The organism is Streptomyces sp. GL_140 (assembly GCF_057834465.1).
Genome location: NZ_JBYQMJ010000003.1, coordinates 116067 through 138261 on the forward strand (window position 1 = coordinate 116067; position 22195 = coordinate 138261).

22 protein-coding genes and 1 pseudogene are annotated in these 22195 nt (G+C 72.5%); 17 read left to right on the forward strand and 6 right to left on the reverse strand.

Annotated elements, in window-relative coordinates:
- Window positions 1-136 precede the first annotated feature (136 nt).
- The 6 genes from AC3IYJ_RS41835 to AC3IYJ_RS41860 all read left to right on the forward strand — a co-directional run bounded on the left by AC3IYJ_RS41835 (window position 137) and on the right by AC3IYJ_RS41860 (window position 7059).
- On the forward strand, window positions 137-1630 hold the full coding sequence (locus AC3IYJ_RS41835) for an MFS transporter (protein WP_489403447.1): 1494 nt from the start codon (window positions 137-139) through the stop codon (window positions 1628-1630).
- Between the two features lie 118 nt (window positions 1631-1748).
- Window positions 1749-3038 (forward strand): FAD-dependent oxidoreductase, encoded by a 1290-nt coding sequence (locus tag AC3IYJ_RS41840; protein WP_489403448.1) that lies wholly within the window; start codon window positions 1749-1751, stop codon window positions 3036-3038.
- On the forward strand, window positions 3035-4081 hold the full coding sequence (locus AC3IYJ_RS41845; RefSeq protein WP_489403449.1) for a ketoacyl-ACP synthase III family protein: 1047 nt from the start codon (window positions 3035-3037) through the stop codon (window positions 4079-4081). The genes AC3IYJ_RS41840 and AC3IYJ_RS41845 overlap by 4 nt, the downstream gene beginning before the upstream one ends.
- Before the next feature lie 121 nt (window positions 4082-4202).
- Window positions 4203-5306: a ScbA/BarX family gamma-butyrolactone biosynthesis protein gene (locus AC3IYJ_RS41850; protein ID WP_489403450.1), complete on the forward strand. Its 1104-nt coding sequence runs from the start codon at window positions 4203-4205 to the stop codon at window positions 5304-5306.
- Window positions 5303-5989: an HAD family hydrolase gene (locus AC3IYJ_RS41855; protein ID WP_489403451.1), complete on the forward strand. Its 687-nt coding sequence runs from the start codon at window positions 5303-5305 to the stop codon at window positions 5987-5989. Before AC3IYJ_RS41850 ends, AC3IYJ_RS41855 begins: the two co-directional genes overlap by 4 nt.
- Window positions 5986-7059: a 3-oxoacyl-ACP synthase III family protein gene (locus tag AC3IYJ_RS41860; RefSeq protein WP_489403452.1), complete on the forward strand. Its 1074-nt coding sequence runs from the start codon at window positions 5986-5988 to the stop codon at window positions 7057-7059. The genes AC3IYJ_RS41855 and AC3IYJ_RS41860 overlap by 4 nt, the downstream gene beginning before the upstream one ends.
- A 45-nt stretch (window positions 7060-7104) precedes the next feature.
- Here the strand turns inward: AC3IYJ_RS41860 and AC3IYJ_RS41865 are convergent.
- A pseudogene (locus AC3IYJ_RS41865) lies at window positions 7105-8583 on the reverse strand (cation:proton antiporter); the annotation flags it as partial.
- Window positions 8584-8917: 334 nt separating this feature from the next.
- Between AC3IYJ_RS41865 and AC3IYJ_RS41870 the strand changes: the two are divergent.
- The 6 genes from AC3IYJ_RS41870 to AC3IYJ_RS41895 all read left to right on the forward strand — a co-directional run bounded on the left by AC3IYJ_RS41870 (window position 8918) and on the right by AC3IYJ_RS41895 (window position 13737).
- Entirely contained in the window at window positions 8918-9463 is a 546-nt protein-coding gene (locus AC3IYJ_RS41870; RefSeq protein WP_489403453.1) for a hypothetical protein, read from the forward strand.
- 100 nt (window positions 9464-9563) lie between these two features.
- A complete protein-coding gene (locus tag AC3IYJ_RS41875; RefSeq protein ID WP_489403454.1) occupies window positions 9564-10433 on the forward strand; it encodes a DUF4097 family beta strand repeat-containing protein in 870 nt (289 codons plus the stop codon).
- Window positions 10430-11419 carry an ATP-binding cassette domain-containing protein gene (locus AC3IYJ_RS41880; RefSeq protein ID WP_489403455.1) on the forward strand — a complete coding sequence of 330 codons (990 nt, stop codon included), beginning with the start codon at window positions 10430-10432 and terminating at the stop codon, window positions 11417-11419. Before AC3IYJ_RS41875 ends, AC3IYJ_RS41880 begins: the two co-directional genes overlap by 4 nt.
- On the forward strand, window positions 11416-12246 hold the full coding sequence (locus tag AC3IYJ_RS41885) for an ABC transporter permease (protein ID WP_489403456.1): 831 nt from the start codon (window positions 11416-11418) through the stop codon (window positions 12244-12246). The genes AC3IYJ_RS41880 and AC3IYJ_RS41885 overlap by 4 nt, the downstream gene beginning before the upstream one ends.
- A 98-nt stretch (window positions 12247-12344) precedes the next feature.
- On the forward strand, window positions 12345-13181 hold the full coding sequence (locus tag AC3IYJ_RS41890; protein ID WP_489403457.1) for an alpha/beta fold hydrolase: 837 nt from the start codon (window positions 12345-12347) through the stop codon (window positions 13179-13181).
- A complete protein-coding gene (locus AC3IYJ_RS41895) occupies window positions 13174-13737 on the forward strand; it encodes a TetR/AcrR family transcriptional regulator (protein WP_489403458.1) in 564 nt (187 codons plus the stop codon). Before AC3IYJ_RS41890 ends, AC3IYJ_RS41895 begins: the two co-directional genes overlap by 8 nt.
- Here AC3IYJ_RS41895 and AC3IYJ_RS41900 read toward each other — a convergent pair.
- The 4 genes from AC3IYJ_RS41900 to AC3IYJ_RS41915 form a co-directional block, all read right to left on the reverse strand.
- Complete coding sequence (locus tag AC3IYJ_RS41900; protein WP_489403459.1) at window positions 13703-14314, reverse strand: hypothetical protein; 612 nt, start codon at window positions 14312-14314, stop codon at window positions 13703-13705. The genes AC3IYJ_RS41895 and AC3IYJ_RS41900 overlap by 35 nt on opposite strands.
- Window positions 14304-15035, reverse strand: coding sequence for a 2OG-Fe(II) oxygenase (locus tag AC3IYJ_RS41905; RefSeq protein WP_489403460.1), 732 nt, complete (start codon window positions 15033-15035; stop codon window positions 14304-14306). The genes AC3IYJ_RS41900 and AC3IYJ_RS41905 overlap by 11 nt, the downstream gene beginning before the upstream one ends.
- Before the next feature lie 86 nt (window positions 15036-15121).
- The gene (locus tag AC3IYJ_RS41910; RefSeq protein ID WP_489403461.1) at window positions 15122-15655 is read right to left on the reverse strand and encodes a methylated-DNA--[protein]-cysteine S-methyltransferase; all 534 of its coding nucleotides are present in this window, start codon (window positions 15653-15655) and stop codon (window positions 15122-15124) included.
- 79 nt (window positions 15656-15734) lie between these two features.
- Complete coding sequence (locus tag AC3IYJ_RS41915; protein ID WP_489403462.1) at window positions 15735-16745, reverse strand: ScbA/BarX family gamma-butyrolactone biosynthesis protein; 1011 nt, start codon at window positions 16743-16745, stop codon at window positions 15735-15737.
- Window positions 16746-17248: 503 nt separating this feature from the next.
- Here AC3IYJ_RS41915 and AC3IYJ_RS41920 point away from each other — a divergent pair.
- The gene (locus AC3IYJ_RS41920; protein ID WP_489403463.1) at window positions 17249-17872 is read left to right on the forward strand and encodes a ScbR family autoregulator-binding transcription factor; all 624 of its coding nucleotides are present in this window, start codon (window positions 17249-17251) and stop codon (window positions 17870-17872) included.
- On the opposite strand, the gene AC3IYJ_RS41925 is transcribed toward AC3IYJ_RS41920, so the two are convergent.
- Complete coding sequence (locus tag AC3IYJ_RS41925) at window positions 17788-18987, reverse strand: IS701 family transposase (RefSeq protein WP_489403591.1); 1200 nt, start codon at window positions 18985-18987, stop codon at window positions 17788-17790. The two genes, AC3IYJ_RS41920 and AC3IYJ_RS41925, sit on opposite strands and share 85 nt — an antisense overlap.
- 231 nt (window positions 18988-19218) lie before the next feature.
- Between AC3IYJ_RS41925 and AC3IYJ_RS41930 the strand changes: the two genes are divergently transcribed.
- The 4 genes from AC3IYJ_RS41930 (at window position 19219) to AC3IYJ_RS41945 (ending at window position 22187) form a co-directional block, all read left to right on the forward strand.
- The gene (locus tag AC3IYJ_RS41930) at window positions 19219-19845 is read left to right on the forward strand and encodes a TetR family transcriptional regulator (protein WP_489403464.1); all 627 of its coding nucleotides are present in this window, start codon (window positions 19219-19221) and stop codon (window positions 19843-19845) included.
- Window positions 19842-20702 (forward strand): AfsR/SARP family transcriptional regulator, encoded by an 861-nt coding sequence (locus tag AC3IYJ_RS41935; protein ID WP_489403465.1) that lies wholly within the window; start codon window positions 19842-19844, stop codon window positions 20700-20702. The genes AC3IYJ_RS41930 and AC3IYJ_RS41935 overlap by 4 nt, the downstream gene beginning before the upstream one ends.
- 82 nt (window positions 20703-20784) lie before the next feature.
- Window positions 20785-21369, forward strand: a complete 585-nt coding sequence (locus AC3IYJ_RS41940; protein WP_330301510.1) for an RNA polymerase sigma factor — start codon at window positions 20785-20787, stop codon at window positions 21367-21369.
- Window positions 21366-22187, forward strand: coding sequence for an Ada metal-binding domain-containing protein (locus AC3IYJ_RS41945; protein ID WP_489403466.1), 822 nt, complete (start codon window positions 21366-21368; stop codon window positions 22185-22187). The genes AC3IYJ_RS41940 and AC3IYJ_RS41945 overlap by 4 nt, the downstream gene beginning before the upstream one ends.
- The last annotated feature ends 8 nt before the right edge of the window (window positions 22188-22195 follow it).

The following is a 22195-nucleotide window of genomic DNA, read 5'->3' on the forward strand; positions in this document are numbered from 1 at the left end:
TTCACGGACCCGCGACCTGAGACAGACCCAGCCGGTGGTACCCAGCGCAGCCCTATGAAACGGCGGGTACTGGCTAGCACCTCCTGCCCCGCAGATGCTCGGAGCACACCAACCGGCAGGAAGCGAAAGGTCACTCATGTCTACGGTCAACAGCCCCGAGGAGACTCGGACCGATCACTCACCGGGGTCGGTCACCACTCCGGCCCAGGTCCCGGAAGCCGCGCCGGACAAGATGACGAGGCGCCAGACGCTCATCCTGCTTCTCCTGCTCGGCGCCCAGTTCACCCTCGCGGTGGACTTCTCCATCATGAACGTCGCGGTCCCCGTCATCGGCCGCGAGCTCCACTTCGCCACCGAGAACCTGCAGTGGATCGCCACGGCCTTCGCCCTCAGCGCGGCCGGTTTCAGCCTCCTCTTCGGCCGCGTCGCCGACCTCGTCGGAGCCCGCAAGGTCTTCCTCGCGGGTCTGGTCCTGCTGACAGTCTCCTCCCTCGCGGGCGGACTCGTCGACGCCGCCGGACCGCTGCTCGCGGCCCGAGTGGCCCAGGGCCTGGCGACCGCGATGGTCACCCCGGCAGGCCTCGCCCTGCTGATCACCTCCTTCCCCGAGGGCCCGCTGCGCGACCGCGCGCTCGGACTCAACGGCGCCATGCTCTCCGCGGGCTTCACCTGCGGAGCCATCCTCGGCGGCATGCTGACGGACACCCTGAGCTGGCGCTGGGGCTTCTTCATCAACATCCCGATCGGCATCCTGCTGATCGTCGTCACGCCGATGCTGGTCAAGGCCTCCCGCGGGCACACCGGCGGCAAGCTCGACATCCCCGGAGCCGTCTCCGTCAGCGCCGGTCTGATCGCCCTCGTCTACGGCATCTCCGCCGCCGGCCAGTACGGCTGGGGCGACCCCACCACCCTGATCTCGCTCGCCGTCGGCGTGCTGCTGCTGATCGTCTTCGGCTTCGTGGAGCTCAACGCCCCCGAGCCGCTGGCCCCGCTGCGCATCCTCGGCCGCCGCACCGTCACCTGGGGCAACATCGGTGGCGCCGCCACCTTCATCGGCTTCACCTCGATGATCTTCCTGCTGACCCTCTACCTCCAGGAGGTCCTGGGGTACTCGGCGATGGCGACCGGCCTGACCTTCGGCGTCCTGGGCGTCGGCGCCTTCCTCGGCGGAGTCACCGCCCCCCGCTGGATCGGCGTCCTCGGCAGCAGCCGGGCGGTCCTCGTCGCGGGCCTGCTGGTCCAGGGCATCACGGTCGGCGCGCTCGTCTTCGCCGGTGACGCCCGCGGCTGGCTCTACGGGGTCCTCGCCCTGGCCTTCCTCAGCAGCTACGCCCACGTCGCCGCCATCGTCGGCTTCATGGTCACCGCCACCTCGGGTCTGCCCAACGAGCAGCAGGGCCTGGCCACCGGCATCACCACGCTGACCCAGCAGGTCAGCATCACGATCGGCATCCCGATCATGAGCGCGATCGCCACCGCCCAGATCCGCAGCCTGTCGAGCGAGCCGGTCAAGGCCGCGACCCTGTCCGGCATCAACCTCTCGATCCTGGTCAACGGCCTGATCCTGATCGGCGTCGCCCTGCTGGTCGCCGTCTTCCTCCGCAGCCGCCGCACCGCCGGCAAGCACTGACCGGCCCCGGCCGGCTCCGGCCGCCCCGCACACCTGTCGCCGGGGACCCCACCCGTGTCCCCCGCGCCGGTCCCCGGCGACAGCAGTCCCGCCCGTACGGAGAGGAAGTGACCCACCGATGAACCGCGCCACACCGCCCGCTCCGACCGCCCCCTCCGCTCCGACCGCCACGCCCGCCGCGACGGCCGTGTCCCCGACCGCCCGGGACGCCGCCGCTCCCACCACCGCCGTCCTGGTCATCGGGGCCGGCCCCACCGGTCTGATGCTGGGCTGCCTCCTGCGGGACCTCGGTGTCGAATGCACCGTCGTCGAGCAGCGCGAGGCGATCGACCCCCGCACCCGGGCGGTCATGGTGCACGCGGCCGGCCTGGAGATCCTGGAGGGCCTGGGCCTGCGCACCGCCCTGGAGGAGCGGGGCGTACGGCAGCGCCGCATCGACTTCCACACCGCCCACGGGGCCGTGTTCAGCATCGACTTCAGCGGCCTCGACACCGACTTCCCCTATTACCTGAACGTGCCGCAGCCCGAGGTGGAAGAGCTCCTCGCCCAGCGGTTCACCGCCCTCGGCGGCCGCCTCCTGCGGGGCCTGCGCTACGTCTCCCACCGCGAGGTCGGGACCGGGGTCGACGTCGAGCTCCGGTACGCGGACCCGGACTCCACACCGACGGGCCTGAACGCCCGCTACCTGGTGGCGGCCGACGGCGCCAGCAGCGCCGTCCGCACCGCGCTGGGCATCGACTTCCCCGGTGTCACCTACCCGATGAGCTATCTGCTGGCCGAGGGCGCGCCCCGCGTTCCGGCCGATCCGGACGCCTCCGCCATGTACATCGGCCCGGCCGGCGCGGTCTCCCTGCTCCCGCTGCCCCACGGCACGGTGCGGATCGCGGGACCGGTCTCCGCCGAGTCCCTGGAACGGGACAGCGAGCTCGGCGCCGAGGAGTTCCGCCGGAGCGTGGAGACCCTCGGCTTCGGCGAGACCCTCGCCTTCGAGCGGATCGACCGGATCGCGCACTACCAGGTCCACGAACGGCTCGCGGAGCGCTTCACCGAGGGCCGCACCGTCCTCGCCGGAGACGCCGCCCACCTCAACTCCCCGGCCGGCGGCCAGGCGATGAACACCGGCTTCGCCGACGCCTGGGCGCTGGCCTGGCGGTTCGCCGCCCTCCTCGACGGCGGCGACGCCGCCCTGCTGGACGGGTACGCCGAGGAGCGCCGCGCCGCGGCTGCCGAGGTCGCCCGCAGCACCGGAGTCCTCGGGCTCCTCGACGTGATGCGCCGGGCCGAGACCCCCGCGGCGCGAAGCTCCGTAGCGCGGTCCCTGGACGGGTACGCGCGGACGTGGAGCCAGCTCCCGCTCGCGGAAGCCGCCGCGCCCGTACCCACCCACACCGAGAAGGAGGCGGCATGAGCACGGACCACACCCCCCGCCTCGGCATCGCGGGCACCGGCAGCTACCTCCCCGAGCAGCGGCTGGACCTGGCCGCCGAGGCGGCCCGCCACCACGACGCCGACGCCGAACGCATCCGCTCCACCGGCTACCGCACCATCGCCGCCGAGGAATCCCTCTACCCGGGCGACATGGCCCTCGTCGCCGCCGAGCGGGCGCTCGCCGCGGCCGGGGTCAAGGCCCAGGACATCGACCTGATCGCGGTCACCTCGATCCACCGCCACGGCCACCAGCGCCTGTGGTCCCCGGCCTCCTGGCTCCAGTCCCGGCTGGGCGCCACCCGCGCCCTGCCCTTCACCGTCAACCAGGGCTGCAACGCGCAGCTGCTCGTACTGGACCTGGTGACGGGCTTCTTGGGCGCGCAGGGCCGGCGCACCGCACTGGTCGTGGCCACCGACCGGTTCGCCGAATCCGGCTTCGACCGGTTCACCGCCGACTACGGCATCGTCTACGGAGACGGTGCGGCGGCCGTGGTCCTGACCGCGATCGACCCCACCGACGCCGTCGACACCGCTGCGCCCGCCTGGAGGGTGCTGGCCACCCACAGCGTCAGCGACCCCGCCCTCGAAGGACTGCACCGGCTCGACGCCCCGGCCCCCGAAACCTCCGAGCTGATCGCCGCCGAACACGATGTGCGGGCCGCGAAGAAGCGCTACCTGGCCGCCCACGGGGGAGACAGCCTGCGCGACGCCACCCGCCGCGCGGTGCGCGAGATCCGCCGGGCCCTGCTGCCGGACGGGGACGACTTCAAGCTGCGCCGGGTCGTCTACCCCAACCTGGGCCTGCCCCTGCTCGAAGAGAACTACTTCCCGGAATTCCCCGGCGGCAGCGCGATCTCGCTGTGGGAGTTCGGCGCCACCGTCGGCCACCTCGGCTCCGGCGACCAGATCGCCGGCCTCGACCACCTGGAGCGCACCGAGACCTTCGCCACCGGCGACCGGGTCCTGCTCCTGGGCGCCGGAGCCGGTTTCACCTGGACCGGAGTCCTCCTGGAGCGGGGCTGACGGCTCCACACCTCGAACAGCCCGCCACCGACAGGCCGAAGACCGAAAGACCGACACACCGACACACCGGCAGACCCGAAGACCGCACACCGAAGACCAACCGAGAAAGCAGGTTCCGTACGTGAACACCGCACCCGCGCCGCTCGAACTGGAATTCGCCGTACCCGAGCTCACCTACACCCGCACCGTCGACCGGACCCTGGTCCACCGGGACGCGCTCGGCGAGGTCTTCCTCACCGACCTCCAGCCCGTAGACGAGACCTCGTACGCGGCGGCGGCCCAGCTGCCCCGCTCTCACGCCTACTACGGCGACCACCTGCTGGGCCCCGACGTGTACGACCCGGTGCTGCTGCTGGAGGCCTGCCGGCAGGCGGCCCTGGCCGGTGCGCACGCCTACTTCGCAGTGCCCAGAGCGGACAAGTTCATCCTGACCCACCTGCGGGTGCACCTCACCCACCCGGACCGGGTCACGGTGGGCACCGCGCCGTGCCAGCTGACCCTGCACGTCACCACCAGCAACCACTACGTCCGCGAGGGCCGCACCAACGGCCTCGACTACGAGGTCGACCTGCGGGTCGGCGAGGTCAGCATCGGCCGGGCCGGCATCGGCCTGCGCTTCAAGTCCCCTGACTCCTACCTGCAGTTGCGGCTGCGCAACCGCGACCAGCGCCCGCTGCCCTCCTCCGCCGACCGCCCCCGCCCCGGTGGCGTGCCCGGCGCGCCGGCGCAGCCGTACCGCGTCGGCCGGGTCAACGCCGACAACGTGGTCCTCGGCGGCATCGAGGCCGACGGCACCACGCTGACCGCACAGATACTCACGCCCAGCACCCACCCCAGCATGTTCGACCACCCGCAGGACCACCTGCCCGGCATGGTCATTGCGGAGGCCGCCCGCCAGCTCGCCCTCTACGGGGCCCTGGAGGTCCGCGGGATGTCGCCCTCCCGGGTCTACCCGACCGAACTCGCCGTGACCTTCACCCGGTTCGGCGAGCTCGACAGCCCGGCCGTGCTGACCGCCGTCGTCGGCGACCAGCGCCAGGACGGCCCCGACCGGGACTCCTACTACACCGCCGGCGGCCTCGTGGACTTCGGCGACCAGGGCGAACTCGGCGGGTTCACCGGGCCGGACGCCGATCTGGTGCCGGTGCGCGTCGAGGCCACCCAGGACGGCGAGAGCCTGTGCGTGCTCTCGCTCTCGCTGACCCGGGTGCGGGCCGCCCGATGAGCGCCGCGGCCGCCTTCTTCGACGTCGACGAGACCCTCGTCGGGTTCAAGAGCATGTTCCGCTTCCTGGCCTTCCACCTGGACCGCCGCGGAGAGGCCCCCGACACCTACGCCCGTCTGACGGGTGAGCTGCACCGCGCCGCCGCCGGGGGAACTCCCCGGACCGAGATCAACCGCCGCTACTACCGGCTCTTCGCGGGGGAGAGCGCGGAAGCCCTCGCCGAGTCCGGCCGGGCCTGGTTCGCATCAGAACTGGAGGGTGCGCCTTTCCTGCCCGGCCCCACCGCCCGCTTCGCCGGACACCTGGAGCGCGGCGACTTCACCGTCCTGGTCTCGGGCTCCTTCTTCGCCTGCCTGGACCCGGTCGCCGAACACCTCGGCGCGCACTGGGCCTTCGGGACCCGGCCCGTGATCCGGCGCGGGGCCCTGACGGGCGAGGTCGTGACCCCGATGATCGGCGCCGCGAAGGGCGCCACGGCCCGCGCCGTGGCCGCCGTACGGGGCCTGGACCGCGAGCGGTGCACGGCGTACGGGGACCACGCCAGCGACCTCGACCTGCTCGGCTCGGTCGGCCACCCGGTGGTCGTCGGCGACGACCCGGTCCTCTCGGCGCACGCCCTGCTCGCGGGCTGGGAGCAGATCACGGGCACCGAAGCACCCCTATTCGAGGAGATACGCGCGTGAAAGACGTCCCTGAAGACCTCCCCGCCAGTCCGGTGGCCGTGCTCGCCACGGGGTCCTACCTGCCGGAGCGGATCATCGGAAACGAGGAGGTGGCACGGCTCGCGGGAGTCACGGACGAGTGGATCGTGCGCAAGACCGGCATCCGCGAGCGCCGCCGGGCCGCCGCCCACGAGGCCACCTCCGACCTCGCCGCCCACGCGGGCCGCCGGGCCCTGGAGCAGGCCGGCATCCGGCCGCGCGACCTCTCGTACATCGTGGTCGCGACCTCCACCCCCGACCAGCCCCAGCCGGCCACCGCGGCGATCGTCCAGCACCTGCTCGGAGCCGTGAACGCCGCCGCCTTCGACGTGAACTCCGTGTGCAGCGGCTTCGTCTACGCCCTGACGGTCACCGAGCGCCTGCTGCGCGCCGAACCGGGAGACGCGTACGGCCTGGTGATCGGCGCGGACGTCTACTCGCGCATCCTGGACCACACCGACCGCAAGACGGCGATCCTCTTCGGGGACGGCGCGGGCGCCGCGGTGCTCGGCCCCTCGGCCGAAGGCCACGGGGTGCTCGGCACCAGCCTGCTCACCCGGGGCGACCAGCACTCGATGATCGGGGTCCCGGCGGGCGGCAGCCGCCTGCCCGCCTCCGCGCGGACCCTGAAGGAGGGCGGGCACCACTTCCGGATGGACGGGCGCGCAGTGCGCACCTTCGTCCAGGAGAACCTGCCCGGGGCGATCGCGGAACTCCTGGCCAGGGCCGGACTCCCGGGCCGCTCAGTCGACCACTTCGTCCCGCACCAGGCCAACGCCGTCATGATCGGCGAGGTCTGGCCGGAGCTCGGCCTCGACAACGCCGTCCTCCACCTGGAGATCAGCCACTACGGGAACACGGGCTCGGCGTCCGTCGCCGTCACCCTCGACGAGATCCACCGCAAGGGCCTGATCGCCGAGGACGACGTGGTCCTCCTGTCCGGCTTCGGCGGCGGCATGTCGGTCGGCTCCAGCCTCCTCAGCTGGGCCCCCACCGCCTGCGCCGCCGCTCCCCGGCTGCTGGCCGGCGCGGCCGCCGTCCGGCAGCCCTAGCGGATCGGGCAGCCCGGGCAGCCCGAGGAGTCGGAGCAGGGGAGTGGTCATGGCGGTGGTGATCAGGGCCACCAGCGTCAGGATGCCGAGCATCCGGCGGTCGATGATGCCCGCCTGGTAGCCGATCTGTACGACCACCAGCTCGGTCAGGCCCCGGGCGTTGAGGAGCACGCCGAGTGTGACGGCGGGCTTCCAGGCCATGCCGGTCAGGCGGGCGACCAGCCCGGGGCCGAGGAGCTTGCCGAGGACCGCCAGGGAGAGCAGACCGGCCAGCGCCAGGGCCGTGCGGGCGTCCCAGCGCAGGCCCGTCAGGTCCACGGTCAGGCCGAAGCCGAAGAAGAAGAACGGCAGCAGCACGGACCGGGCCGTGGCGGTGAGGTGTGTGACGTCCTTGCCCCGGCTCAGGGCCCTGTCCCTGTCCCTGTCCCTGTCCCTGTCCTTGTTCCTGTCCTTGCTCCTGTCCTTGCCTTCGGTCCCGTCCCTGCCCGTGAGTTCGCCCGGCCAGACCAGTCCCACCAGCAGCGCGCCGATCAGCTGGTGGATGCCCAGGGCGGCGGTCAGCGCGGACGCGCCGGTGACCGCGACCACCAGCAGGACGGTCAGGGCGGCGGCCGAGTGCTCGCGGGCGCTGCCCGCCGCCCACCGCCGCAGCGCCCCGCGCACCGGGCCGAGGAGGATCAGGGCCGCGGCGGCCGCGCCCACCACCGCGAACGGCGTCCCGCCGACCAGGATCCAGGCGAGCACCAGCCAGCTCCCGGCGTCGCCGACCGCCGCCGCGAACAGGCTGAGCCGCCCCGGCTCGGTCCGGGTGAGGTCCAGGTCGGTGAGGATGCGGGCGAGCACCGGGAGGGCCGTGATGCTCAGCGCGCAGCCCAGGAACAGTGCGAAGGACAGGGGATTGGCGCGGGGCCCGGCGAAGCCGAGCAGCCGGGTCGCCGCTACCGCGCCGAGGGCGAACGGTACGAGCATCGAGGCCTGGCTGACGAGGACGGCCCGCGCGGCGACTCCGCGGAACTCCCGACCGGGCGGCTTCTGACCCGGCGTCGGCTCCTGTCCGGCCAGCTCCTGTCCGGCCAGCTCCTGTCCGACCCCGAACATGAAGAGCACCAGGCCGAGCTGGGCGAGTCCGTCGAGCAGCCGCAGCGCGGGGGCGGGGAACAGCCAGGCCGTGACGGCGGGCGCGAAGTGCCCGAGCAACGAGGGTCCGAGCGCCAGCCCCGCGCAGATCTCCCCGACCACGGGCGGCTGCCCGGCCCGCCGGGCGATCCGGCCGCCGAGGAAGGCCGCCCCGAGGACGACGCAGGCGGCGAGGAAGAAGTGCCCCGTGGCGTCGAGCCGGAGCCAACCGCCGCCTGGCGCCTTCGGGCCCCCGCCGGGCGCATCGGCCACGTGGGCCCAGACTCCGGCGATCAACGCCCCGGGCACCACCACGGAGACGGCCAGGGCCGCCCACAACCGCCGCCCGCGCACGGCGCCTCCTCTGCGTGTTCGGGCCTCCAGCGGCACCACGGATCTCCCGCACATCCTGCCCCGCCGGGTTCGTGGCGCGGGGCCGGGGGCGGATCCCGCGGCGGGTTCCGGGGTGCGCGGGGCCGGGCGGGCCGGGGTGGGGTCGAGGTGGGGCCGAGGTGGCGTCCGGTGGCATCATGTGGCGCCTCATGGTGCCGGGATGGCTCCGAATGGCACCTCGTGGCGCCACTCGGTTGCCTCGATTCCCGCGCGAACCGCCCGGCGGCGCTCGTGTGGCGTCGTCTTGGTGCCGCCTCTGAACTGCGGGTTTTCATTTATTCGGCCTTCCGATCCAAAAGTGGTGCCACATTGGCTCGACATGGCGCCATCCCTGTGTCATTCTTCAGTCATGGACCTCACGCCCTACGTCACCAACCTCCGCCACGAACTCGCGGTCGCCGCCGAAGCCGGCGGCGAAGATGCCCGAGCCCTCGCCGACAGGATGACCGCGCCCCTCGAATCCGCCGTTCGGCTCACGCTCCTGCACGCCCTCTCGGATGCCATGGGCGAGATCACCCTCGAGCTCGCCCCCGGTTCCGTGGACGTGAGGCTCCGCGGTCTCGAACCGGAGTTCGTCGTCACCGCCCCGCCGCAGGACACGGTGGCCGAGGCGTACGTCCGCACCGCCCTCGCCGAAGCCGCCACCGAAGCCCCGGCACCGGCCCCCGCCCCGGACGGCGAGGACACCGGACCGGCCCGCATCAACCTCCGCCTTCCCACCCACGTCAAGGTGCGCGCCGAACAGGCCGCCGCCCGCGAGGGGCTGTCGCTCAACGCCTGGCTGGTCAGAGCCGTGTCCGGCGCCCTGGACCCGAACGCCCCCGGCGCGGCCGCCCGTGCGGACAGCGCGTCCCCCCGCCTCGGCGGAAAGAGCATCACGGGTTGGGTGAGCTGAGAGCCCGGCCCGCCCCGCTCCCGTAGACCTCCGCCAGACCGTCGACTTCGCCGAACCAACACCTTCACCCGGCCCGCAGAGCCAAGAGGACGAGACAGCCATGCCTACTTTCGACACCCTCAAGCCCATCACCGCCACCCTCCACGTCGAGGTCGGCGACACCAGGGTCACCGCGACCGACCGCGCCGACACGGTGGTGGAGGTCCACCCGAGCACCCCGGACAACAAGGACGACCTCCGCGCCGCCAAGGAGACGAAGGTCGAGTACGCCGACGGCCGCCTGACCGTCCGTACCCCCAAGGCGCGCGGCCTCTTCGGCCCCAAGGGTTCGGTCTTCCTGGAGGTCTCGGTGCCGAGCGGATCCCGGCTGACCGGCATCATCCAGGTCGGCAACCTCAACGCCACCGGCCCCCTCGGCGAGTGCGACGTCCGCACCAGCGCCGGCACTCTGCGGGTCGAGCAGGCCCGTACGGCCCAGCTGAAGACCTCGTACGGAGACGTCACCCTCGACCGCTCCATCGGCGACGCCGACGTCAGCACCTCCTCGGGAGACGTACGGATCCGCGAGGTCGGCGGCAATGCGGTGCTCAAGAACTCCAACGGCGCCACCTGGGTCGACGACGTGGCCGGCGAGCTGCGGGTGAAGTCGGCCAACGGCAACATCACCATCGGCCGGGCACAGGCCTCCGTCGTGGCCAAGACCGCCAACGGCAACATCCGTGTGGAGGAAGTGGCCCGCGGCGCCGTCGAGTTCGAGACCAAGACCGGACACGTCGAAGTCGGCATCCGCCTCGGCACGGCCGCCTGGCTCGACGTCAACTCCAAGTCCGGCCGGGTCAGCAGCGACCTCGGGGCCACCGGAGCCCCCGCCGAGGGCGCCGAGACCGTCAGGGTCCACGCCCGTACCGGCTTCGGCGACATCCGCATCCAGCGCGCCCCGCACACCGACACGGACGGAGAGGCCCGATGAGCGCCGCCACCACGACACCCACCCGGGTCCAGGAAGCCCCGTCCCAGGGGATCACCGCCGTCGGCCTGCGCAAGTCCTACGGGGACAAGACCGTCCTCGCCGGGATCGACCTCACCGTCCGGCCGGGCACGATCTTCGCGCTCCTCGGCCCCAACGGAGCCGGCAAGACCACCACGGTCGAGATCCTCTCCACCCTCATCAGCGCCGACTCCGGCTCCGGCGAGACCTACGTGGCGGGCCGGAGCCTCGACCGCGACCCGGACGCCATCCGCGCCCGCATCGGGGTCACCGGCCAGTTCGCCGCCGTCGACGGCCTGCTGACCGCCGAGGAGAACATGTTCCTGATGGCGGACCTGCACCACCTCGACCGCGCCGAAGGCCGCCGCCGCACCGCCGAACTGCTGAGCCAGTTCGAGCTGACCGCGGAAGCCAAGAAGCTCGCCTCCACCTTTTCCGGCGGCATGCGCCGCAAGCTCGACCTGGCGATGACCCTCGTCGGCAGCCCGAGCCTGATCTTCCTCGACGAGCCCACCACCGGCCTCGACCCGCGCAGCCGCCGCGTGATGTGGCAGCTCATCCGGGAGCTCACCGCCCAGGGCGTCACCATCTTCCTCACCACGCAGTACCTGGAGGAGGCCGACCAGCTCGCCGACCGGATCGCCGTCCTCGACAAGGGCAGGATCGTGGCCGAGGGCACCGCGGAGGAGCTCAAGCGCCTGATCCCCGGCGGCCACATCCGGCTGCGCTTCGGCGACCAGGCGAGCCTGGACGCGACCGTCCGCCACCTGAACCTCCCCGCGCTCACCCACGACGACGAGAACCTCACGCTGGACATCCCCAGCGACGGCAGCATCCCGGCCCTGCGCTCCGTCCTCGACCTGCTGGAAGGCGCCGGCATCGAGGCCGAGGAGCTGACCGTGCACACCCCCGACCTGGACGACGTCTTCCTCGCACTCACCGGCACACCGAAGGAGCCCCGGCGATGACCACCACGACCCCCAGCGCCCACAGCGGCGCGAGGACCACGTACGCACTGCGCGACTCCATGACGATGCTGCGCCGCAGCCTCAAGCGCGCCCGGCGCTACCCGTCCATGACGATCACGCTCGTGGCGATGCCGATCGTGATGCTCCTCCTCTTCGTCTATGTGTTCGGCGGCGCGCTCGGCGCCGGCATCGAACTTCCCGGCGGCGGAGTCGGCGACAGGGCCTCGTACACCAACTTCGTCGTCCCCGGCATCCTGCTGATGGCCGTGACCTCCAGTGCGATCGCCACCGCCATCTCGGTGTGCAGCGATATGACCGAAGGCATCATCAACCGCTTCCGGACCATGTCGATCGCCCGGTCCTCCGTCCTCACCGGGCACGTCGTCGGCAACGTCGTGCAGACCCTGATCGGGCTCGCCCTGGTCCTCGGAGTCGCCTTCGCCGTGGGCTTCCGCCCCGACGCCACCCCGGTCGAATGGCTCGCGGCCCTCGGCCTGCTGACCTTCCTGGGCTTCGCCCTCAGCTGGCTCTCGGCCGCCATGGGCCTCGGCGCCGGCAGCGTGGAGGCGGCGAGCAACGCGCCGATGCCCCTGACGCTGCTGCCATTCCTCGGCAGCGCCATCGTGCCGCCGGAGTCGATGCCGACCGGCCTGCGCTGGTTCGCCGAGTACCAGCCCTTCACCCCCGTCATCGACACCCTGCGAGGCCTGCTGCTCGGCACGGAGATCGGCAACAGCGGTGTCATCGCCCTCGCCTGGGTGACCGGGCTCAGCCTCCTCGGCTACCTGTGGGCCCGCTTCTCCTTCAACCGGGAAGCGAAGCGGTGAGCAAGGGGTTGACGCGATTGGCTAATGGCCTTAGCTTTTAAGTAATGGGGCTTAGCCAGCAGGGAGAGCCAACAGTCAATCGCTTCGGGGGACGGGCCATGACGGACTTTCTGAGCATCGAAGACGGACGGATCGCCTACGAGGTCACGGGCGAAGGCCCGCTGATCGTGCTCGCCCACGGCATGGGCGACAACCGGGCGGCCTACCGCGGGACGGCGGCGCTCCTCGTCGCCGCCGGATACCGCGTCGCCGCCACCGACCTGCGCGGGCACGGCGAGTCGAGCACCGGCTGGGCCTCGTACAGCCGCACCGACGTGGCGGGCGATCTGCTCGCCCTGATCCGGCACCTGGGCGGGCCCGCCGTCATCGTCGGGCACTCCTTCGCGGGCGGCGCCGCCACCGTCGCGGCGGCCCAGGAGCCCGAACTGGTCAGCGCGATCGTCGAGATCAGCCCCTTCACCCGGGCGCAGAAGATCGAGTTCGGCGCCCTCGGCTCCAACGCCCGCTACCGCAAGGGCATGCTGCTCCTCATGGGCACCGGCATCCTGCGCAGCCGCGGAATGTGGACGCGCTACCTCGACCATGCCTACCCGGGCGCCCGTCCCGCCGGGTACGCGGACCACCTCGCCGCCCTCACGACCGACCTGGGCCGCCCCGGCCGGATGGCCGTCGTCGCCAAGATGGGCATGTCCGCCCCCACCGACGCGGGCGCCCGCCTCGGCGACGTCAAGTGCCCCGTCCTCGTCATCGAGGGCACCCTCGACTGCGACTGGGCCGACCCCCGCGCCGAGGGCGAGGGCATCGTGGCCGAGCTGCCGGCCGGGCTGGGCCGCGTCGAAATGATCGACGGCGCCGGGCACTACGCCCACGCGCAGTTCCCCGCCGAGACCGCCGCCGCCGTCCTGTCCTTCCTGGACGGGGCCGACCGTGCCTAGGGCCTCCCTCTCCGCGGACGCGGTCGTCGACCTGGCGCTGCTCATCGTCGACGAAGAGACCCCGGCGGCCCTGACCCTGTCGGCGGTCGCCGGCCGGGCGGGCGTGGCCACCCCCTCGCTCTACAAACACGTGCGCAACCTCGCGGAGCTCCGCGACCTCCTCTCGGCCCGGATCCTCCACGAGATCGCGGACGAGGTCGGCGAGGCCGTCCTGGGCCGCTCCGCCGACGACGCGATCAGCGCCTTCATGACGGCCTGGCGCAGCTACGCCGTACGCCACCCGAACCGCTACGCCGCCCTGATCCACAGCCCGGAACCCCGCACGGCCGAGGCCGGCGAACGCATCGTCACCATCATGCTGGCCGCGCTGCGCGCCTACGGGATGCAGGACTCGGCGGCCATCCACGCCGCCCGCTGCCTGCGCGCCACGACCCACGGCTTCGTCTCGTTGGAAACCACGGGCGCCTTCGCCCTCCCCGAAGCCCTGGACGAGAGCTACGCCCTCCTCATCCGTATGGTCGTCACGGGGCTCCAGGCCGGCCCGGCGGCGGACTGACCGGGGCACCCCGGAACCGGAACCACCCGTCCTCCTCGTCGCCGAACTCCCAGGTCCCGCCCTCCGGGGTGGCGCCGCGCAGGCCCCGTACGGCGTCCGGTCCCGCCAGCTCCCGCAGGCGGGGGTCGTGCAGGGCGGCGAACGCGAAGGTACGGGCCGGGTCCCAGTCGGTGCTGTGCAGCAGCCGCCGGCTCATCTGCGCCCAGCCCGTCAGGGCCCCGGTGACCACCCAGGCCCGCGGGCCCTGCGCGGTCAGCCGGCGGGCCGGCCGGAGCCAGGACGCGGCGGTCTCGGGCCAGTCCACCGTCGCGAGGATCTGACCGCCCCGCGCCCGCCACTCCTCTGCGAAGGCGGCCGCGGCGGCCCGTGAGGCATCGTCGCGCCCGTGCCCCAAGGCCACCGTGACGAGCTCGTCGCCCGGCCCCGTCAGGAGCCCGGTCAGTGCGGAGAGCTCCGCCGCCGTGTGCGCGGGCGGGGCCTGCGGCAACTCCTCGGGTCCCCCGGCCGCGGCGGCCCCGAGCAGCGGCGACGGCTCGTGCCCCCGGACCTGCGGCCTGGGAGACGACCTAGGCCGCATCGTGGAACACCAGCCCCAGCGCATGGCGCCGGCCGCTGCGGACCGTGCTCACCCCGTGCCGCGCGGCCCCCGCCGACCAGCCCCGCTTCGAGGCCACCGGGCGGTCGCGGGTGGTGAACACCAGCCCGTGGCCCTGGACCAGCGCGGTCGTGGTGCCCCGCGACTGCGCGCGCGGCCGCTGTTCCACGAGGAGGAACTCCCCACCCGTGTAGTCCGTGCCGTACGCGTTGAGGCCGATGACCACCTGCATCGGGAAGAGCATCTCGCCGAAGACGTCCCGGTGCAGGGCGTTCCAGTCGCCCGCCCCGTAGCGCAGCAGGATCTGGGCCGAGCGGTCCTGCCCGGCCCGGTGGCACATCTCCAGCCATTCCCCGAGCGAGTCGGGCCACGGCGCGGGCCTGCCGAGCCGTTCGGCCCAGTCGCGGGCGATGCGCACCAGGTGCGGGTAGAGCGCCGCCCGCAACGCGGCCACGGGCTCCGGGAGTTCGTGGGTGAAGTAGCGGTACTCGCCCGATCCGAAGCGATGGCGGGCCATGTCGACGGTGGTGCGGAACCGCCCGGCGTCCTCGTACAGGGCGATCAGCTCCCCGCATTCGGCCGGGGTGAGGAGCTGTGGGGTCGGCGCGCACCCGTAGGCGTCGAGTTCGGCGGCGACGGCGGACCAGTCGGCCGCCCCGGCCCGCTCGCTCGCCCACGACGACGGCGCCGCTGCCGCTGCCACTGCCGCTGCCGGTGCCGCTGCCGGTGACGATGCGGGCGCCGGTGTTTTCGTTCGGGTGGTGGTCATGTGGTGTCTCTCGTTCCCGGTCAGTTGAACAGCGGCAGCAGGGCGCCCTCGTGGGTGAGCAGCGCGACCTTGCGCTCGACCCCGCCCGCGTAGCCGCGCATGGCGCCGTCCGCCCCGATGACGCGGTGGCAGGGGCGCACGAGGAGCAGCGGGTTGGCGCCGATGGCCCCGCCCAGGGCCCGCACCTCGGCGCGGGGGACGCCGAGCCGCTCGGCCAGTTCGCCGTAGGTGGTGGTCGTGCCGTACGGGATCTCGTCCAGGGCGTCCCAGACGAGGCGCTGGAAGGGGGTGCCGCCGGTGACGTACTCCAGGTCGAACCGGGTGAGGCGGCCGTCGAAGTACGCGCGCAGTTGCCCGAGCACCTCGCTGAAGGCCGCCGGCTCGAGCCGCCAGCCGGTGCGCGGGCCCGTTTCGCCGCGCCCGCCGGACATGGACAGCGAGGCCAGGGCGGCTCCGCCGGGGGTGGTGGGTGATTCCCGGCCCACCAGCAGCAGTTCGCCCAAGGGGCTGGGGGCTGTGGTGAAGAGCGTCGCCGGGGGTGACGAAAGGTCCATGAGGTGATGATTTCCCGATTGCGCCCTTCGTGCTGGCGGCTTTCCGACATGGCGTTCCGGGGCACGGGCGGTGCGGGGCCTAGAACTCGGCCCGCGGCTGCGTGGTCACCGCCACGGTGAAGGCGGTGGCCCCGTTCTGGGTTCCGGTGACCAGGATCTGGCACCGCCCGAAGGGATCGGCCTGCATGGTCCGGGTCTCGATGCGGCACGGTGCGTCGAGTTCCACGTACCGGACGAACTCCGACTCCAGGCTGAGCACGACGCTGTCCCCGCCGCCCGCGGCGGCGTGCGCGGCCTGGCGCGCGGCCTCCAGGAGGAGCATGCCGGGGGCGTGGTCGACCGGGTGGTCGAAGAGGATCGGGTGGGACGGGTCCACCCGCAGCAGCCACTGTCCGGGCCGTCCGGTGGGGGAGAGGACCACGTCCGAGGCGCGGTCCCGGCCCACGGCCGCAGGCACGGCGGGCGGGAGCTTGGGCATGTCCTTGATGAGCAGGTCCGGATCGGCGTCGGCGCGCCCGCCGCGCAGCCGCTTGTAGACCGCGGGGGTGTGGCAGGAGTAGCGGGCCTGGGCCGATCCGAGCAGGTCGCCGTCGCGGAAGAGCAGGATCGCCAGGGAGGTCGCGACGAGGCGGGTGCCCCGGAGCACGGTGTCGTGACAGCGGACCCGCATCTCGATTTCGGGGGGCGTCGCTCCCGCTCTCATCGCGTCGGGGTCGAGCCCGACGGAGATCCGGTCCCAGCTCTGCATGTGGCCGAAGGGGACGTCGAAGACGGTGTGGGAGAGGAGCGGGACGGTCTGGCGCACGGTCTCGCACGCGAGCATCGGGTCGAGTCGGCCGTCGCGCGATCCGTAGAGGCTGTGGCCGCGCGGCCACTGGGCGGTGACGAGGTACGAATCCGCGCCGGCGGGGCCTATCCCGGTGAGGAACACCTCGGCCAGGGCGGCCCGGTGGACGTACTGGCGCGGCACGGTGGTGCCCGGCTGGTGGTGCCCGGATTCGGGCAGGAGCGATCCCGCGAGTTCCGGGTGGGCTTCGAACAGGGAGCGGTCGGACAGGTCGTGGCCTGCCTGTCCTAAACCGGAGTCCAAGTTCCTCGACTCTGTGGTGGCACGCATAAGGAAGATCTCCTTCGTCGTCGAAGAGGTCGTGTCCTGCATGGCCGCCGCCCCTTTGGGGTATGTCGGCGGCTTCAAGATAGAGGACGCTCTTTTTGTTGTCGAGGGGGAAAAATATGGCGCGGAACGATCGTGTGCGGAGGCGCCCGAAAGGCCTCCGATCAGGCATATTCCGGACCGGTGGATGCCTGGTCGGCCTGTGGTGGTGGTCGACGCATGTGACGTGCTCACCGGGGGAAACGTGACCCTCCGGACGACCGGTTGTGGCCAGGAGGGTGCCGTTGAGCAGCCCGAACCTTCGCCGCACCCATGAAACTGGAGGCGGGAGCAGATACCCTGCAGGCAGAAAGTTTCCTTCAGTTGAACAGGCGGAACCTCTTGACAAAGCCCACCGCCCCAACCGTGCAGGCACTTTCGCTTTCCGCCCTTCACTGCGCGGCACCACAGTGGAACGCCGAGGCCAGAGGTTGCTGATCATGTCCAAGATGGAACGCGCGGCGAGAACGCGGCAGACGATCCTCCGCGCCGCGGCAGTGGTGTTCGAGGAGAACGGCTTCCACGGATCCCGCCTCACGGCTATCACCAAGCAGTCCGGTCTGACCATGGGGGCGATCTACTTCCACTTCGCCTCCAAGGAGGATCTGGCGCGCGCGGTGATGAACGAGCAGGGCGACGACCTCGAACTGCCCGGTGGGCCGGACGGGTTGCAGCGGCTGATCGACATCACGATGTACCTGGCCGACCAGCTGCGGGTCAACGAGCTGCTGCGCGCCGGCGTGCGGCTCGCTGTGGAGCAGCGGGCGTTCGGGATGCGGGACGAGACCCCGTACATGAACTGGGCCGAACTCTTCCGCGAGCAGCTCGTGGCGGCACGCGCCGCGGGCGACGTACTGCCCGAGGTGGACGAGGCCGACCTGTCGCTGCTCCTGGTGAGCGCGTACAGCGGTACGCAGCTGGTGTCCGAGCTCGTCAACGGCCGGGCGGACCTCCCGGAGCGGATCCTCGTGATGTGGCGCTACCTGCTCCCCGGCATCGCCACCCCGCAGGCCAGGGCCCGGCTCCGGCTGGGTGGCACCGAGATCGCCGGCGCCGTCGGCTGACCCGTCGGGCCGTGGCCGTGGTCCTGCGACAGCCGGTGCCAGCCGTACGCGGCGGAGACCAGGGTGGTGTGGCGGTGCCAGCCGGGGAAGGACCGGCCTTCGAAGTCCAGGAGGCCGAAGTCCTCCCGTAGGGACTGCATGGCCGCCCGGGTACCGGCCTGCGTCCCGACGAGGGGGAGCAGCTCGTCCAGGCCCGCGTGCACCAGGTTGGTCATCCAGATCCGGACGGGCCGGGTGCGTGCGGGATGCCATTTGGCGAGCAGCCGCAGCGTGTGGTGCGCGCCCGGCAGGTGCACCGGCCCGGACAGGGTCCACTGGGCCCGCGGGGACCGGGGGGCGTGCATCCGGGCCGGTCCGGCGAGGCGGTTCGGATGGTGGCCGCCCGGATGCGGGCCGGCGTGCAGGGGCAGCTGGCCGGGCACCGAGACGAGGAACTTCAGGCACCGGGTGCTCAGCCCGTTGGCCAGGGCCACGGCGTCGGTGAGCTCGCGCCCGTCCGCGACCACCGGCGGGGGCGTGCCGGGCGACTGGGCGGCCAGGGTGTCGACCATCTCCAGGCCCAGTTCCCACAGCGGGCGCGGGTCGCCGGAGTCGGGTATCCGGGCGCGCTGGCGCAGCTCGGGATCGGCGCACCAGGTCTCCGGCAGGTGCAGCCGCCAGTCGACGGGTAAGTCCCCGCAGCAGGTGGACAGGTGTATGCCTATCCCCACCTGGCAGTTGATGACCCGGCCGGCCGCCGCGTCGTAGCGCCGGTGCACCCCGACGGAGTGCAGGCCCCGTTTGGGGGCGACGATCGGGGCCAGGGTCCAGGCCCGTACCGCTGCCCGCTGCCCGGCCCAGTGGGCCAGGGCCCGCCGGGCGGGATCCCAGGGCCAGGGGCTGGCGCTGATGAACTGGTGCAGCGACTGCGAGGCGGTCGGGGCGGCGGAGACCGCGGAGGCCATGCGGCGCACCGATTTCCTGCCCGGTGTGCCCAGCAGGCCCTTGAGATAGGTCTCGGCCCAGCGGCGCTGGTCCTGACGGGGCAGGTGCCCGAAGACCTCCTGGGCGAAGGCGCTGAACGTGCTGACGGTGCTGATCGTGCTGGTCGAAGGGCCGTGCAACGGATTCCGCATGTTCATCGTGCTGCCGTACGCGGTCATTCCCGCTCCCCCTGCTGCTCATCCCTGATTCGGTCGGCGCAAGTAGCATAGCGAACGCTCTCTATGTTCTAGAGTGGGGTGACGGCCCTCCGTGTGACGGCTTTGGCAAGTCGGCGTTGTGCCCCGCGCGACAGAGGTCGCAAGGTGCTCCAGCGGCCGACCGGCCGTCGCCCCCCGGCTCCCCGACTCGATCGGAGAACGTCCATGGCGCAACAGCAGAGAGCCATGCGGACCCGCTCACTCCTCGTTCACGCCGCATCGACCCAGTTCGACCGCTCCGGCTACGAGGGAACGACGCTCAACCAGATCAACCGGCTGGCCGGGATCTCCATGGGCGCGCTGACCTTCCACTTCCCCACCAAACAGGCGCTCGCCGAGGCCGTGCAGCAGCAGGGCCGCGCCCTCGTCCGGGAAGCCGTCGCCGGAGTCGTCGCCCGCCCGCGCCCCGCCCTGGCCACCGGGATCGCCCTGACCCTCGCGCTGGCCCGATTACTGGAGGACAACGTCGAAGTGCGCGCTGCCGCCCGGCTCGCCCGCGAATGCCCGCCGTCCGTGGCCCCCTGGTCCGCCGACTGGCTCCCCGTCGTGCGCGAGCTCTTCCACCAGGCGCAGAACGAGTGCGGCCTGCGCCGCGACAGCGACCCCGACGCCCTCGCCGCACTGGCGGCCCACCTCGTGGCGGGCGCCGAGATACAGGTCCGGGGCGGTGGAGTGGCACTGATGACCGGGCAGCACTCCGGGCCCGGGGAGGAGCTCGCGCAGATCTGGCGCGTGGTCCTGCGCGGACTGATCGTCAAGAACATCGGCGAGTACGACCTGGACCTCGCATGAGCACCCCGTCAGGCATCCCCGCGCAGGCCCCCGCCGATGCCCCCACCAGGGCCCCGGCCGTCGAGCCCTGGGTACGGATCGGGGTGCTCGGGCCGCTCTCCCTCGTCGTCGACGGGGAGGACCGCACCCCGAGCGCCCCCAAGCCCCGCCAGCTGCTCGCCCTGCTGATGCTCAACGCCAACCAGATGGTCCGGGCCGGGGAATGCATCACGGAGCTGTGGGGCTCCCACCCGCCCAAGACCGCGCTGTCCACCCTGCAGACCTACGTGCTCTACATCCGCCAGATCCTGCGCGGCGGAGCCGCGGACCGCAGCTGCAGCCTGGTCACCCGCAACCAGAGCTACCAGCTGGGGGTGGCCCCCGAGGCCAGCGACCGGCTCCGCTTCGAGAACCTCGCCGGCCTCGGCCGCGAGGCCCTGGCGGCCGGAGACCCGGTCCGGGCCTCGCGCCTGTTCGGCGAGGCCCTCGAACAGTGGCGCGGGCCCGCGCTGGCCGACGTACCGGCGGGCGCGGTCGGATCCCCGCACGTCGTGGAGCTCGAAGAGGCCCGCAAGGGCGTACGGGAATGGCGGGTCGAAGTGGACCTCCAGCTCGGCCGCCACCGCGAGCTGCTCACCGAACTCGCGGGACTGTCCGCCCAGCACCCCACCCACGAGAACATCCACGCCCAGTACATGCTCGCCCTCCACCGGTCCGGCCTGCGGCCCGAGGCGCTCGGCGTGTTCCACCGGCTCCGCTGCCGGCTGGGCGACCACTTCGGCATCGAACCGGTGCCACGGCTGAGGCGCCTGTACGAGGCGATCGACGCCGACGATCCGGTGCTCCGCGCGCCGGCGGGTGCACTGCACGCCACATGAGCCGGCCGCCGGCCACGCCGCCGCGCCCCGGCACTCCGCAGCAACCAGCAACCCTTTTCCCGGGGACGGTGTTTCGTTAGTGATGGACAAGGTGGCCGAGCAGTTAACGGACCTGCTGGCGACGGACCTGGACGACGGTTTCACGGAACTGGTCAGGGTCCACGCCAAGGGTGTGCACGCGTTCCTGTTGCGCGTGTCCGGATCAGCCGCGGAGGCGGACGATCTGGGTCAGGACACGTTCCTGCGCGCCTACACGGCGTTGCAGACGTACTCGCCGGCCCGACGCCGGGAGCTGCGTCCGCGCGCCTGGCTGATGACGATCGCGGCGAACGTATGGCGCAATCATGTACGCAGCAGCATGCGGCGGCCGGTGTCGGCCCTGCGCATCGACGATGCGCAGGACAGCTGGGCCGACACCGGTCCCGGACCGGTCGAGCGCGCCGTCAACTCCGACGACCGCGGCCGCCTGGTCGCGGCACTGTCGGAGCTGCCGGAGTACTACCGGATACCGGTGGTACTGCGGCACGTGGTCGGGATGAGCTACGCGGAGGTGGCCCAAGTGCAGGGATGCCCCGTGGGCACGGCCAAGGCACAGGTGTCGCGCGGCATGGGGGACCTGCGCCGCCTGCTGGCGCCGGAGGAGGAGCTGAAGGAGGTGGCTACGTGAGCGGAAACGATCATGAGGGGTCATCCGCGCCACCCGTGGCGGGCGACCCCGGACAAGAGCTGGGCACCCCGCCGGTTCCCGTGGACTTCGCACTGCGGATCCTGCAGCGCGTGGGCATTCCCCGCGAGCGCTACGACACCTACGTCCGGCTGGAGACCCCGGCGGGCGCACTGTTCGTGGCGTTCACCCCGGAGAGCGTCAGCGGATCCGCGCTGGGCGGCGCCGGGCTGACGGCCGAGCGTTTCGAGGAACTGCACCGGGCCCGGACCGGCCGGTCCGCGATCCCCGCCCGCAAACCCTTCCCCGGCCTGGTGGGCGCCCTGCGCACCGGACGGGCCCGGAGCCTGCCCCTGGACCTGGACGCCGTGGACCCGGTGGACGCCGCCGTGCTCCGGGCCGTACGGGCGATCCCGCACGGCCAGCTGCGACCGCTCTCCTGGATCCTCCGGGAGGCCGGGCTGCCGTCCCCGCACGCCCTCGACGGCATCCCGGGCACCCTCGCCCGCAACCCGTTCACGGTGCTCGTCCCGTGCCACCGGGTCACCTACGACAACGGCTCCCCCTGCGACTGCGGGTACCTCCCGGCCACCGGGGACGCCCTGCGCGACGCGGAGGGCATCGACCGGGCCGAGGTGGACCGCTGGTCGCGCAGCGGCTCGGTGTTCCTCGGCAGCGACACCACCCGCATCTACTGCCACCCCACCTGCGCCCACGCCCGGCGCATCACCCCGCCCCACCGGGTGCCGTTCGCCACCGCGGGGGACGCCCGGCAGGCGGGTTACCGAGCCTGCAAGAGCTGCCGGCCGCTGCCGGTCTGAGCACGATC

Bases quoted from the DNA above. Each gene is read 5' to 3' on its own strand.
- AC3IYJ_RS41835 (WP_489403447.1), top strand. From the start codon at position 137: ATGTCTACGGTCAACAGCCCCGAGGAGACTCGGACCGATCACTCACCG.
- AC3IYJ_RS41840 (WP_489403448.1), top strand. From the start codon at position 1,749: ATGAACCGCGCCACACCGCCCGCTCCGACCGCCCCCTCCGCTCCGACC.
- AC3IYJ_RS41845 (WP_489403449.1), top strand. From the start codon at position 3,035: ATGAGCACGGACCACACCCCCCGCCTCGGCATCGCGGGCACCGGCAGC.
- AC3IYJ_RS41855 (WP_489403451.1), top strand. From the start codon at position 5,303: ATGAGCGCCGCGGCCGCCTTCTTCGACGTCGACGAGACCCTCGTCGGG.
- AC3IYJ_RS41870 (WP_489403453.1), top strand. From the start codon at position 8,918: ATGGACCTCACGCCCTACGTCACCAACCTCCGCCACGAACTCGCGGTC.
- AC3IYJ_RS41875 (WP_489403454.1), top strand. From the start codon at position 9,564: ATGCCTACTTTCGACACCCTCAAGCCCATCACCGCCACCCTCCACGTC.
- AC3IYJ_RS41880 (WP_489403455.1), top strand. From the start codon at position 10,430: ATGAGCGCCGCCACCACGACACCCACCCGGGTCCAGGAAGCCCCGTCC.
- AC3IYJ_RS41885 (WP_489403456.1), top strand. From the start codon at position 11,416: ATGACCACCACGACCCCCAGCGCCCACAGCGGCGCGAGGACCACGTAC.
- AC3IYJ_RS41890 (WP_489403457.1), top strand. From the start codon at position 12,345: ATGACGGACTTTCTGAGCATCGAAGACGGACGGATCGCCTACGAGGTC.
- AC3IYJ_RS41900 (WP_489403459.1), bottom strand. From the start codon at position 14,314: ATGCGGCCTAGGTCGTCTCCCAGGCCGCAGGTCCGGGGGCACGAGCCG.
- AC3IYJ_RS41910 (WP_489403461.1), bottom strand. From the start codon at position 15,655: ATGGACCTTTCGTCACCCCCGGCGACGCTCTTCACCACAGCCCCCAGC.
- AC3IYJ_RS41920 (WP_489403463.1), top strand. From the start codon at position 17,249: ATGTCCAAGATGGAACGCGCGGCGAGAACGCGGCAGACGATCCTCCGC.
- AC3IYJ_RS41925 (WP_489403591.1), bottom strand. From the start codon at position 18,987: ATGCGGAATCCGTTGCACGGCCCTTCGACCAGCACGATCAGCACCGTC.
- AC3IYJ_RS41930 (WP_489403464.1), top strand. From the start codon at position 19,219: ATGGCGCAACAGCAGAGAGCCATGCGGACCCGCTCACTCCTCGTTCAC.
- AC3IYJ_RS41935 (WP_489403465.1), top strand. From the start codon at position 19,842: ATGAGCACCCCGTCAGGCATCCCCGCGCAGGCCCCCGCCGATGCCCCC.
- AC3IYJ_RS41940 (WP_330301510.1), top strand. From the start codon at position 20,785: ATGGACAAGGTGGCCGAGCAGTTAACGGACCTGCTGGCGACGGACCTG.